The 13,186-nt window shown below is 47.7% G+C and carries 12 protein-coding genes; 5 read left to right on the top strand and 7 right to left on the bottom strand.

The window, feature by feature from the left end; translation table 11 throughout:
• Positions 1–99: 99 nt before the first annotated feature.
• Positions 100–1,056, bottom strand: a complete 957-nt coding sequence (gene hpsE / locus IXB50_RS00815) for a hormogonium polysaccharide biosynthesis glycosyltransferase HpsE (protein WP_215607028.1) — start codon at positions 1,054–1,056, stop codon at positions 100–102.
• A gap of 140 nt (positions 1,057–1,196) precedes the next feature.
• Positions 1,197–2,627 (bottom strand): FAD-binding domain-containing protein, encoded by a 1,431-nt coding sequence (locus tag IXB50_RS00810; RefSeq protein ID WP_215607027.1) that lies wholly within the window; start codon positions 2,625–2,627, stop codon positions 1,197–1,199.
• A gap of 110 nt (positions 2,628–2,737) precedes the next feature.
• Here IXB50_RS00810 and IXB50_RS00805 point away from each other — a divergent pair, with 110 nt between their 5' ends.
• A complete protein-coding gene (locus IXB50_RS00805) occupies positions 2,738–4,810 on the top strand; it encodes a S9 family peptidase (protein WP_215607026.1) in 2,073 nt (690 codons plus the stop codon).
• Between the two features lie 189 nt (positions 4,811–4,999).
• Positions 5,000–5,185, top strand: coding sequence for a DUF4278 domain-containing protein (locus IXB50_RS00800; RefSeq protein ID WP_215607025.1), 186 nt, complete (start codon positions 5,000–5,002; stop codon positions 5,183–5,185).
• 347 nt (positions 5,186–5,532) lie between these two features.
• Here IXB50_RS00800 and IXB50_RS00795 read toward each other — a convergent pair whose 3' ends face one another.
• Positions 5,533–6,402 carry a hypothetical protein gene (locus IXB50_RS00795; RefSeq protein ID WP_215607024.1) on the bottom strand — a complete coding sequence of 290 codons (870 nt, stop codon included), beginning with the start codon at positions 6,400–6,402 and terminating at the stop codon, positions 5,533–5,535.
• Positions 6,403–7,119: 717 nt separating this feature from the next.
• Here IXB50_RS00795 and IXB50_RS00790 point away from each other — a divergent pair.
• Both IXB50_RS00790 and IXB50_RS00785 read left to right on the top strand, forming a co-directional pair.
• Positions 7,120–7,773, top strand: coding sequence for a hypothetical protein (locus tag IXB50_RS00790; RefSeq protein WP_215607023.1), 654 nt, complete (start codon positions 7,120–7,122; stop codon positions 7,771–7,773).
• Between the two features lie 61 nt (positions 7,774–7,834).
• Positions 7,835–8,719 (top strand): ATP-grasp domain-containing protein, encoded by an 885-nt coding sequence (locus tag IXB50_RS00785; RefSeq protein WP_215607022.1) that lies wholly within the window; start codon positions 7,835–7,837, stop codon positions 8,717–8,719.
• A gap of 43 nt (positions 8,720–8,762) precedes the next feature.
• On the opposite strand, the gene IXB50_RS00780 is transcribed toward IXB50_RS00785, so the two are convergent.
• From IXB50_RS00780 to trxA, 4 genes are all read right to left on the bottom strand, one after another.
• On the bottom strand, positions 8,763–10,136 hold the full coding sequence (locus IXB50_RS00780; RefSeq protein WP_215607021.1) for a hypothetical protein: 1,374 nt from the start codon (positions 10,134–10,136) through the stop codon (positions 8,763–8,765).
• Positions 10,137–10,544: 408 nt separating this feature from the next.
• Positions 10,545–11,105 (bottom strand): NUDIX hydrolase, encoded by a 561-nt coding sequence (locus IXB50_RS00775; protein WP_215607020.1) that lies wholly within the window; start codon positions 11,103–11,105, stop codon positions 10,545–10,547.
• A 62-nt stretch (positions 11,106–11,167) separates the two neighbouring features.
• Positions 11,168–11,653, bottom strand: coding sequence for a 2-amino-4-hydroxy-6-hydroxymethyldihydropteridine diphosphokinase (gene folK, locus IXB50_RS00770; protein ID WP_215607019.1), 486 nt, complete (start codon positions 11,651–11,653; stop codon positions 11,168–11,170).
• 224 nt (positions 11,654–11,877) lie between these two features.
• The gene (trxA, locus tag IXB50_RS00765) at positions 11,878–12,195 is read right to left on the bottom strand and encodes a thioredoxin (RefSeq protein ID WP_215607018.1); all 318 of its coding nucleotides are present in this window, start codon (positions 12,193–12,195) and stop codon (positions 11,878–11,880) included.
• 243 nt (positions 12,196–12,438) lie between these two features.
• On the opposite strand from trxA, the gene fabG reads away from it, so the two are divergent.
• Positions 12,439–13,185 (top strand): 3-oxoacyl-[acyl-carrier-protein] reductase, encoded by a 747-nt coding sequence (gene fabG, locus IXB50_RS00760; protein ID WP_215607017.1) that lies wholly within the window; start codon positions 12,439–12,441, stop codon positions 13,183–13,185.
• Position 13,186 lies beyond the last annotated feature (1 nt).

Here is a 13,186-nt window from a genome sequence, read left to right as displayed (position 1 = left end):
ACACTCTCAACGTGTAAATATAGTCAGTTCTTATGCACCGCAAGAACACTGACTTGTTCTTACATAAAAATGGATTTGATTATTTCAGTTCTGATCCATTTATTTTCGGAACAATAGCGAGGTTTTCAAATAATAAAATGGGCTAACAAAGCTCCCGACAAAAAATTCCATCTCACAAGCAGCCACCAAATCCGTTTGTATGAGATGGCGATACTTGATCCAATGCAGTATTACTCGACGTAGATTGCTAAGGAGGAGCTTGGTAAAGAGAAATGGTTTTTGCCAAATTTGGGCATTGATCATTCTCAGTTGGCAAATGCAAAGACCACAGCCTCGACTCAGGGTGGTGAGATAGGTACGATCTAGCCTGGACTTAGGGATTTGGTGAAATACATGCATATCGGGGTTGTACCAAATCTCCCAGTTGGTACGGTGCATATAGAGAAGAGGTGCATAATCATCGCCTTGCACCATAGAGTCCTGGGTCCGTCCGCCTAGCTTGGGATGAAGGGGGACATTATCTTGCCAGGCGCGCTTACTAATCACCCAGGCTGCAGAGGGTGGCAGCACCAGGTTGTTGGGGTCGTAGCGGTGAGGGGTCGGTCCCCGTTCTCGAATAGCGAGGAAAGACTGGATTCTAGAGAAGTTTGGGGGAGGTTCAACTTCAAAGTTAGCGTGGATCTGTCCACCGTAGGCCCCTGCATCAGGATGTTCTTGGGCAAATGCATAGGCTTGGGCAAGCCAATCAGCAGCCGGAAGAACATCATCATCCAGAAAGCTCACCCATTCACTTTCGGCTCGCTCCATGGCCGTAATCCGGGCAAAGGCAGCACCTTGTTTGCTTTCAAAAACATAGTCTAGAGCAGGAGAGTCTTTCGGCCAATGGGCTTGGGCAAGGCGAATGACATCCTTGGTATTGTCTGTACTATTGTTGTCCACGACAAGAATCGCCCAGGAAAAATGTTCTGTTCCTGTTTGCGATCGCAGTTTCTCAAGCAGTTGAGGCAACCGTTTTGATCCGTTGTATGTGGGAATCGCAACAGTGAAATCAATCATTTGGCTACTGACACAAAGTTTACCCGGCTAAGTAGACGAGTACTATAACGAGATTGCTCGCATATTGGACTAACTTTGCATAGTCTTGGTCAGATGATGTTAAAACAGTAAGCAAGCTCCGATATATCCAGATGCGACAATTAGCCCAATTTGGCTTTTTGTGCCCTGTAGAGTTCTTTAAAGAGAGCCTGTTGTTTTTTATGATCAACAATAGGTGATGCATAACCAGTACTCTCTAAATCCAAAGGAGAGAGTTTACCGGTCACTAAAGCCCCCGTATCCACATGACGAATCTCGGGCACCCATTGGCGAATATATTCCGCATCGGCGTCAAACTTCTTCGCCTGGCTAGCTGGATTAAAGATTCTCAAGGGTTTAGGGTCCATGCCGCTGGAGGCACTCCACTGCCAGCCACCGTTGTTAGCACTGAGATCTCCATCCACCAACGTTTGCATAAAGTACTTTTCACCCCAGCGCCAGTCAATAATCAGATCTTTAGTGAGAAAGCTGGCCACAATCATGCGACAGCGATTGTGCATCCACCCGGTTTCGTTTAGTTGACGCATCGCCGCATCGACGATGGGATAACCCGTTCGCCCCTCACACCAGGCCGTAAACTTAGCGCTGTCATTCTCCCAGGGAAAGTCTTTCCAGGCATCACGGTAGGGGCCATGGGCCAGTTCCGGAAAGAAGAACATCACATGCTGATAAAACTCTCGCCAGGCTAGCTCCTGCATCCAGGTTTGTACATTGATGCGGGCTTCATCACTGCGACAGGCATCATAGGCGGTTACAGCCGTCTGCCACACCTCACGGATACCCACCGCACCAAACTTGAGCGCGGCACTCAGCAACGAGGTGCCGGTTACAGCCGGAAAATTGCGCTGCTCGTCATAGGCCTCAATGGCCTGGTGTCCAAACGTAGCTAGCTGCTCTTGGGCCGCCAGCTCTCCTGGCTCTAATGGCAGGGGAGCCTCCCACCCAAAGCCCAGATCCTGCGCTGTGGGGAGTGCGATCGCATTCACCGATTCCCGTTCTGACTCGCTCAGCCCCATCGCATCTTGCAACGTATCTACAGGAGCCAGCTTGGTCGATTTCTGCCAGTTGCGCCAAAAAGGACCATAAACCGTATAGGGTTTACCGGCCCCCGTCAGTACATCCCCTGGAGCATGGAGCAGCTGGTCCCAGGTTTTAGTCCGCATTTCGATGCCCTGTTGCGCGAGGGCCGCAGCCACAGCGTTATCACGCTCACGGGAGTAAGGCTCCACATCCCGATTCCAGTAAACGGCTGTGGCATCCAGGGCCACAGCTACCTGAGGAATTTGCTGAGTTGGGTTGCCTTTGAGAATAAGGAGTTCACTACCTGCAGCTCGGTAGCGTGCTTGGAGCTGAGACAAACAGCCAATCATATACGTCACCCGAGCCGGAGCCACATCGTCCGCCGCCAAAATGCCAGGGTCTAAGCAAAAAATACCCACTACCTTAGGACTGCGTTCCCGAGCAGAGGCAAGGCCCAGATTATCACTGATACGCAGGTCACGACGATGCCAAAACAGGATCAGATCAGTCATGGGGGTTGAGAAGGATGGGTGAAGTCTGACTAGTATAAATGTTTTTATTCCCCCAATAAGTCACTGGCTCAGTATTCTAGAAAAACCCCCCTCTAAAGGAGCTAACGGTTTTGAGTCAGTCTGGAGCACCCATCGCTAAAAAGCAGCCGAAAACCCTGGAAAAACATGGGGATATTCGCATTGATGATTATTATTGGCTACGCGATCGCAACTCCCCCTTAACCCTGGACTACCTCAAGGCTGAAAACGACTACGCCGCCGCTCAGACAGCACATACTCAGGACTTCCAGAAAGCTCTATACGATGAAATGCTGGGCCGTATCCAGGAAACCGATCTGTCGGTTCCGACCAAGGACGGTGACTATTTCTATTACAGCCGCACCGAAGAGGGTAAGGCTTATCGCATTCTATGTCGCAAGCAAGGGAGCCTGGATGCCACCGAAGAGATTTTGCTGGATGAAAATGAACTAGCCAAAGGTCATGATTTCTTTGCTCTGGGGGACTATGAAACCAGCCTCAATCATCAACTAATCGCTTATGCCACTGATACCAATGGATCAGAACGTTGCAACCTGGTCTTCAAAGACCTGACTACGGGCAAACTCTTTCCAGAAGAGATTGAAGATATGAGTGAAGTGATCTGGGCCAATGACAATCGTACGGTGTTTTACACCCGTTTAGATGACGCCCATCGCCCCTATCAGGTCTGGAAACATCGACTCGGCGAAGACCCTGGCAACGACCAGCTCATCTACGAGGAAACCGATGAAGCCTTTTATGTCTCCTTGGGGGGCACTCGCAGTGAAGCCTATGTGCTGATTTCAATCAACAGTAAGATCACATCTGAGATTCATATTCTCGATGCTAACCATCCCGACGGAGACTTTCAAATAGTTGCTCCACGGCAGCATGGGGTGGAATATTCCATCTCTCACCATCCTGGAAATGACAAAGACTCCGACCGGTTTTACATTGTCACCAACGAAGATGCCATCAACTCTAAACTAATGGTGACACCGGTTAATGCCTTAGGGAAAGAGAACTGGAAAACCGTCATCCCCCATCGTTCTGATGTGCAGCTCAAGGGCATTAGTGTCTTTATCGATCACCTGGTTATCTACGAGCGTCAGGGAGGTCTGCCCACTATTCGCATCCAGAAACTTTCCACAGGCCAAGAAACTAACTTAGACTTTCCAGAACCCACCTACTCAGTCTGGGCTGGGGCTATGCCAGAGTTTGATAACAAAATTCTCCGATTTAGCTATACCTCATTGATCACGCCATCGTCAGTGTTTGACCATGATATGGATACCCACGAGCGCGAGCTAAAGAAAGAGATGCCTGTGGTTGGAGGCTATGATCGCAACCAATACCAGAGCGAATGGCTGATGGCAACTGCTCCAGACGGCACCCAAGTCCCTATCTCCTTGGTGTACAAAAAGGGGCTAAAGCGCAATGGTACCAACCCGCTACTGCTCTATGCCTATGGTTCCTATGGGTACCCCTCTGCCGCGTCCTTTTCTTCTATTCGCCTATCGCTATTGGATCGGGGCATGGTCTATGGGATTGCCCACATTCGCGGCGGTGGCGAGATGGGTCGTCCCTGGTATGAGGACGGCAAGTTTCTCTACAAAAAGAATACATTTACAGACTTTATTGCCTGTGCTGAGTATCTCATCGAGCACCAATGGACCCATGCAGACAAACTGGCAATCTATGGCGGTAGTGCTGGGGGACTATTGATGGGGGCAGTGCTCAATATGCGGCCTGAATTATTTAAGGTTGCGATCGCAGCTGTCCCCTTTGTCGATGTCGTCACCACGATCCTGGACCCTAGCCTACCGTTATCAGTTATGGAGTGGGACGAATGGGGCAACCCCAATGAGAAAGCATTCTACGACTACATGAAGTCCTACTCCCCCTATGACAATGTCACTGCCCAGGATTACCCAGACCTATTGATTACCGGAGGTCTGAACGATCCCCGCGTATCGTATTGGGAACCTGCCAAGTGGACGGCAAAACTGCGGGCCCTAAAAACTGACCAGAACCGGCTACTCCTCAAAACCAATATGGATGCTGGTCACGGCGGAGCTTCTGGACGCTACGGCTGGCTCGAAGAAACGGCCTTTGAATATACCTTTATGCTCGATAGCCTGGGACTGGCCAACGCGGATCACTGAGCTAGAGCCCAATAGTTAAACAAAGATTAACTATTACTTTAAGCTTTGCTAACTTCGCTTTAATACACCTCCATAAAATATAAACTGTATTCAATTACACAGTTTTGATGTTTTTGACGGGAAACTTTAGCAACTATTTCCTTAGTCACGAGTTTCGGTCAGCGCATCTACACATTTGGAGGAACCAGCATGAAACTGTCATTTCTTGGCGCAAACTACGAAGCGCACTTCGAAAATATTCAAGTGACTGATACTGAAAACATTGGCACGTACCGTGGGGCTCCCTTGAAGCGTAAGGCGTTTAAGGTGCCTAGCCATCCCCATCAGCGTGTACAGCTTACCTACCGTGGCGTTAAGTACAATCACGATGTCTAGGCATTGAGTCTGATGGATATGATCTACGCCCCATGAATTTGTTAGCCAGTATCATGGGGTAAGCAAGTATCTTGATGCGTAACCTTGTTCGTGTGGCGTCAACGTTTTATTTCAAGTAGAAACAAAGTATCTTCTATCAATAAGTCTCTTTTTCTAATTGGAGAAGGAGACTCTTTTTATGGTCACTTAAACCTTGTCCACGTCCAGAACCGGAGTTTTACCATGGGAGAAACTACAGGTTTCAACTTGGACGTGGTTTAGTCTAAAAAAACGCACATTGAATCGGGGTTGAGCAATTCAGATTTGGTATGATGCTGGGTCATTTATATTTTTCCGTCAGTTTTTGATTAGGCCTGAGCTGACCCAGCATAGCCCTCCAATCCAATAGGTGAACTGCTCTGTAGAAAATTGCGAATCGTATTGCAGGCAGCTTCCACATGGCTTTTAGAACCAGGAATCAGCGCCCTCTTGCCCTGCTGAGGTATTAATTTGAGAGCATAGGTAGGGTCACCATCGCTATCAATTTGGACATCTACGATGACATCCTGAATTTCGTTGAGGGGGCACTGCCAGGTTTTGCTACCCAAGAGGGTTTGACGACTGCAGCGAAACTGTCGTGTGTTTTTGTCAAACACCAGCTCCTCTGAGCGAAAGGAGAAGTAAACGACGGTGCTTCCAATCAGTACAAACAGCCCCATGAATCCTAGGGGAAAAATGCTATTGCCAAGGCGAAAGCGTAGATCTCGCTGCATCGATACGCTGGCTTGATCAGAGGCGAGGAACTCGTTGATCTGGTCCGTGATGGCCTGCATTTCGTCAGGTGACCCTTTGCGTCCGTTGATGCGAATGGGGTCTTCGATGTAGGTGGCTTCACCGTTGCTGGTTTGTAGCACAACCCAATGATCCACGGTGCGGACGCCATCGCTATCAGCACCGGCGGAGGTTTTCATGGTAGCGGCGGTGACTTGGTCGAAGGTGCTGGTGGGACCGGGCATAAAGCCAAGGAGTCGGGTTTGGGTGCGATCGCACATCACCTGGCTAGGCTCTACTCGCTGACAGCTGAGCTGGGTCACACCCAGGTTATAGATCCAAGCCCCCATGATTACCAGAGGAATGCCTGAAAATAATAAGGCCCAAAGGCCAATAAATCCTTTACTTAGGCGTGAGGGCTGGTTCCTCAGGGACAGCTCTGAGGAGGTTTGCTTAACAATTTGCATACGTGAATCGTCATAGTGATGCTAGTCAGATAAGTAGTAGATGTATCTGAACATAGTCAGCGCAGCCCCTGAAAAACAGGCAATTAGCCTGTCTGTAGAAATTGACGAACGAAACCACAAAGTGTTTCAGAAAACATTAGTTCAGAAGAAACTGGTCAAATTTTGCTAGAAGATCAACTTGTCCGACTACTCACCTTTGACCCAGATAAGGAGGCATTACCCAATGGATTCAGTAGCTACACAGTATGGAACCAAAATTCAGCAGGTATTCAATGAATACATCAAGTTCCGTGGTGAAACCAATTAGATTTATCTAGAACAACTCATCGATCTACACAAAATTAAACGGATTAAATACAGCTGATTCAACACTGGTCGTCTCAAAATCCAGCTGACTACTACGCGAGGCTATTTTGTTCTCCACTCAGGTAGTTTATACCCAATAGAAGAGTACCCAGCAGGGTACTAGTCCCAGGAAGAGCCTTTTTATATCCTGTGCTTAGGGTGCTCACCAGCCAAAACAAACTAAAATACGCTCTTAACCAGCATCTATTGGTCACATCTTCTAAATCTCACGACTTGCCAAGTCTGAGGCAGTAATAAGACATATCCAATAGGCCTATAATTCAACACTTTCATTACTCACTGCAACGTTGCTCAAATTTAGGCTGCGTCGATATCGATTAGCTAGACAATCATATTTCGTGGAGGACAAGTATGAAAATCTTTCAGGTCACTCAGGTTACTGTCATCAAACACAGTGAATCCCCTTTGAGACTATGCATTCAAGCATCCGGATTTGCCGCCAGCTCAGGTTGGACAAACCCACGTCTCAACAACTCAGTGGACCCAGCACCTGAAGACGCTGTTCTAGACTTCAGCTTTGATGCCGATAGACCTACAGGCATTGCCCTGCCAGTTCTCACACCCATCTCCGCATCCATAGAAGTTGCCCCCAGCACTGGCGCAGATGCAGTCATTGTCTCAGGACGGATCAATAGCATTACCGTCCATGCGTCCGAATTTATCACTCCATCGCCTAATTCTCCAGGCCCCATCACTACTCTAGCCATCGGCGAAGAAGGCCCCACCTTTACTACCTTTGCCATCGGTGAAGAAGATCCTTTCCCCTCAACTCGCGCTCTGGGCGAAGAAGGTCCTCCCCTAACCACCGAAGCCCTAGGAGAAGAGGGACCCGTACCCTCAACTCGCGCCTTTGGCGAAGAAAATCCACCTTTCACCACTCTGGCATTGGGAGAAGAAGGCCCACCAATAACCACTTTAGCCATCGGCGAAGAAGAGCCGATGACCGATCCAAGAGTGGATAATCCACGACCACCCATCTGGGGTGGTCCATTTGGTCGCTACTAAGGAGCTGCTCAAAAATCACCTAATAGCTCTGGGATGCCCCTTGCCGTCACTATGAACAAAGATGCTGCCTAATAAGAAACCATTGCTCATCGCAGGGGGAACATCCGACCCTAACCTGACACGATTAGCTAAAACAGCTGAAAATATGGGGGTCTCTGTCTGTGACATTCGCCAGAATCAACAGGAAAGTCCAGCTTTCTCATGGCGGATAGCGGATAGCACCCCCACTGTAAACAATCAAACAATTAAACCATCAGGAGCATTTATTCGCTATGACGTTTTCCAAGGTGACTCTCGTCCTGAAGTATCTCAGCGGGCTACAGGATGGTATCAAACCATTTATGGATGGTTACTATCCCAGCCAGATATTCATTTATTTAATCGAGATCAGCTGCCAGCTGTGGGGAATAAGCCTGCCATGCTCATGCTGGCGCACCAGCTGGGGTTATCGATTCCTTGGACCTGTATTACTAATGAAGAATCTCGGTTGCGGGAGATTGATGCTGGAGGAGCAATAGCTAAGCCGGTCGCAGGAGGAGACTATTGTTATCCCTTAGAACAACTAATGCACTCGGTTGAATTTCACACAGGCTGCACTGCGACACCCGCCATCGTCCAAAACAAATTAGTAGCCCCTGAAGTTCGGATTTACATTGTTGGTAACTACGCCTTTGCCTTTGAAGTGCGCAGCAACTCACTCGATTATCGCATCAAACAAGATGCAGAACTGTTGCTGTTAGATACGGTTCCGCCTGAAGTAGGCGCACTCAGGGCACTCATGACCGCATTGAAGATGAACTTTGGTGCAGCAGACTTCAAAACTGATCCCAAAACGAAAAAACTGATTTTCTTAGAGCTAAATAGCTCACCCATGTTTGCTCGATTTGATCAGGTCGCTAATGGAGCCCTATGTGAAGCAATGGTACGGGAACTGGTAAACGGTTAAAAGCTGTTGAATTTCTTATATCAATGGATGTAAAGATGGTGTATTAATCCTTATGGGGCAATGGTGATAAGTTTTTCATCAATTTGAAAAATAGGGAATATATGGCAACTGTTCCTATGATCAATCTGGCCCCCAAAAAGAGTTCTCTCTTACTTCGGTCTGGAATTGATGGATTATACAGATCCTGCATAATCAGGTGTGCACCGACAACAATAGTATTCACTGGATGCAAGCGCCCTTTAGAATCTGCATCAACATAGGGCAGTGGGGTAAATGGTTTGTACGTACCGATCAAGGAGATCAAAATTGACAGGCACGTAAGCCCAACAAAGAATAGTCTCATGAGCCGAGATGATCTAACCGCATTTTCTAGCCATGCGATCGAGAGGCACAGAAAGAATATAGGTGAAACAAACCACCGCACGCCATATGCCCAACCGCTATAGTTGATAGACTTGTATATATAGATACCCACATAGAGCAGACATACAAATAATAGGCAGATATATTCTGTTTTATAGCGAAATCGCCAATTTGCCTTAAATGTAGCCCCCAAGCCAAGAATGGCAAGCAATAACAGAGGCGTATGGGAAAGCAAGCCTCGATTTCCAATTAACATATGAAAGGCATAAAACAATACATTTGCAATGCTGTCATGCTTAGCCAACGCTGACAAATTCTCTGGTCCAAAGGCAGAACCTGGATAGTCCCACAAGGATGCGTTCATCGCCGGAGGCAGAAAGCTGCCAGACGTATGCAGATTCAAAAAGAGATATAGGGCAATTATAGGAAGACAAGCGATCGCAAAGGTTAGCCCAGCTTTGAGCGACCGGATAGCAAAGAGAATAAAGACAAATGGCAGGAATAAAAACTGAGTAATATCGATGCCACCAGCCAATGAGAAAACCAGGCCAGCATAGACAGCCTGTTTAAGTTTGACTGTTCTCCTAAAGTCAAGCAGAAAATAAAACCCTATCAGTATCAGAACTCCACTGGGCGCATGATTATTGAAAAGCAAAGAGTAGGGTAAGAGCAGGGTACCAGTCCCGACAATAAACGTCACCAGATCTGACCATTCATCACTGGCCAGACAAAAGTCTTTGATGATTTTTCTAAAAACGGCTAGTCCCAGGGCAGACAAAATGCCGATAGATAGTAATGTGATCAGATAGTAGGCCAGCCATTCCTGGCTTGCCAAAGAGATGCCTAATCGATATAAGACAAAGTAAATCGGTGATGCAAGGATAGCCAATATGGGCGGCTTGTCAGAATAGAAATGCTGATTGAAAAAGACCTTATCGCCTGTTCTGGAGAAAATAGAGTCATCAATAATAAATGTTCTATGCTCTACCAGAGATTGAATCAAGGCCATCCTTGACGCATCATTCCAACTGGCAACCTTTAGGGTTGTCAACAAAGCGCATAAAAGAAAAAAGAGAGAAAATATTGTGAGTGATTTATTCCAACGAGTAGATACGATAGTGCCCAAGCTCATTTGCCATCAGCCCCCTAAAAAAACGGCGTTGCTGATTCTTGGGATGATTTTGTCTAAAAGGTGCCGCGATTATGGCCACTTCTAGCAGATCGGTTCATCTTCTAAATCATCAACGCCGAAAAAACAGCAAAGGATATCTACAAGAGATATCCTTTGCCATATCAACAAAAAACATCGTTGCTAATTTAGATTACGGAGCTGAGCAGCTGTTTATGCTTGGCATTGCTGATCTACTCAGGCTGAAATCAGCCCATTACATCGTCCATAGCCGTTATTCTCTGTGCAACCTGGCAATCACCACGATTGTCAACTGGAACTATGGGTGTAAAGTTACCCTGCAAGCTTACTTAAAAATGGCTTTGCCATAAAGTATCCGGCAATGGACTTGGCATCTATCCCCTCACCATCAAGCACTGCTTTTTCAAATTCGTCCGGCGTCATCAAGACAACTTCAATATCTTCGTCGTCATCCTGCTCCGGTGCAATGTCTAGCTTTTCCAAATCGCTCGCCAGAAACGCAAAGATAAACTCGTCCGAATAGCCTGGCGCGAGTGGAAATTTGCCAAGATTTATCCACTCTTTTGCACTGTAACCAGTTTCTTCTTCAATCTCTCGCTGAATAGTTGTAAAGGGCTCCTCGTCTACCTCAATGGTCCCTGCCGGAAACTCTAGCAGTCTACCTTGTACCGCAAAGCGATACTGCCGCACTAATACTAGCTGACCTTCAGGGGTGATCGGTACAGCCATCGCACCACCGGGATGGCGAATACATTCCCATTGCCCTTCAACCTGATTGGGTAAACGCAGACGATTGACTTCAAAGTCAAATTTACGTCCAGCATAAAATAAACATTGCTTGAGGAGCTGAGGAGGTTCTAGACCAAGAGACATAGGGCAGAGGCTTTGAGTAACGGGACTTAGAGTACTACAGGATTGCCATCTCGTCGGTAACTTCAAGCCACCAATGGATATACACCAGATGGATCCACCTGTCTCAGTAACTCTGCAACTGTGCGTTGGCTTACCGGATGCTGCCAGTCGGGTGCAATTTCCGCTAGGGGAACCAGTACGAATGCGCGCTCATGCATTCGCGGATGGGGCAACGTTAAGGTGGGGGTATCGATCACTCGATCGCCATAGAGCAACAGGTCCAGATCTAAAGTTCGTGGCCCCCAACGTTCACGACGAATTCGGCCAAAGCTAGCTTCGATTGCCAGCAGAACTTGCAGCATCTGAGCGGGACTGAGGGTCGTTTGGACAATAGCGCAGGCATTGATGTAGTCGGGTTGGGGAGGACCGACAGGTGCTGTTTTGTAGAGTCGAGATCGCGCCCCCACCCGCATACCATCTATTTGATCAAGCCGTGCCAATGTCGTTTCAATCGTTTGCTCTGAATCCCCAAGGTTACTCCCAAGGGCAATGGCACATGCCGTTTCCATACCGTTCAGCCAGTCACATCCCCAGGCAATACCTGAGGACTCTCAATCATAACCGTTGCAACTACCTATCCAAAGGGAAACATGATCCCTGATCAAGAAATCAGAAATAGCGAGATACCCATCAGTCAGCTCCTGATGTCTAGCTTCTATATTTTTCTAATTCCATCTAGGGCATCGCTCGCTTTGCAAGCAATAGCTCAGTTACAAGCTCGACCAAATAGTCATTATAAATTTGGCTGCAGCCGCTCAATCAACTTATCAGCTGACATAGCCCCTTCAATTCGGTCCACAACCTGACCATTCTTAAACAAAACCATCGTCGGTAGTGCATGGATCTGGTACTGCGATGCCAGGTTGGGATACTTATCTGTATCAATCTTGACGATTTGTAGCTGATCCTGCTGCTTTGCTTTGACTTGCTCTAATACGCTTGCCATTAGCTGACAGGGGCCACACCAAACTGCATAAAAGTCGACCAAGATGGGCTTATCAGCCTCTTCTAACATCTCTTGAAAACTGGAAAATTTTTGTTTAACAGCCATTGTCCTAAATCCAGGATGGGTTCAGCCTACATGCTAAGCGAGCCCCATCAAAATGGTGGCTGTTTAAACTATTTCTTGGCATTTTTATAAGGATTCACGAAGGAGAGCCCCCTCTCCATTCACCACTCACTATTCACCACTCACTTGATTCCACTCACTATTCACTATTCACTTGATTCCACATTGATCCCCACCCCCCAAAAATAATAGAGTGATCGAGCTGTTAACCATTTACCCTTCACCATGACTGGAGCAATGCAAGATCAGGTCGCTATTATTACCGGTTCATCCCGTGGCATTGGTAAAGCAGCTGCGCTCGCCCTCGCCGCAGAAGGAGCCAGTGTTGTGGTGAACTATGCTCGCTCTAGTGCGGCAGCCGACGAAGTTGTGGCTGAAATCACGAATTCTGGTGGCACAGCCATTGCCCTCCAGGCCGATGTCTCCCAAGAGGATCAGGTCGATGCACTGATCAAGGCAACGAAGGATAAATTTGGCCGCATCGACGTATTGGTTAATAACGCTGGCATTACCCGCGACACCTTGCTCTTGAGAATGAAGCCCGCTGACTGGCAAGCGGTCATTGACCTTAACCTCACTGGCGTATTTCTCTGCACCCGCGCCGTGGCCAAAATCATGCTTAAGCAGCGCTCGGGGCGCATTATTAATATTTCATCCGTGGCAGGTTTGATGGGTAATCCCGGTCAGGCCAACTATAGTGCCGCCAAGGCAGGTGTCATCGGCTTTACTAAGACGGTTGCCAAGGAAATGGCCGGTCGTAATGTGACGGTTAATGCCGTTGCTCCTGGTTTTATTGAAACCGATATGACCAATGAACTCTCTAACACTGAGGAAATTCTGAAGTATATTCCCCTAGGTCGCTATGGTCAGGCGAGTGAAGTTGCGGGCTTGATTCGTTTTTTGGCCGCAGATCCGGCGGCAGCATATATTACCGGCCAGGTGATGAATGTTGATGGCGGCATGGTGATGTAGC

The sequence above is a fragment of the Leptothoe spongobia TAU-MAC 1115 genome (genome assembly GCF_018739885.1).
Classification (GTDB): Bacteria; Cyanobacteriota; Cyanobacteriia; order Phormidesmidales; family Phormidesmidaceae; genus Leptothoe; species Leptothoe spongobia.
Note: the sequence above shows the minus strand (reverse complement) of the source record. Positions and strands in the feature narration are given on the sequence as shown.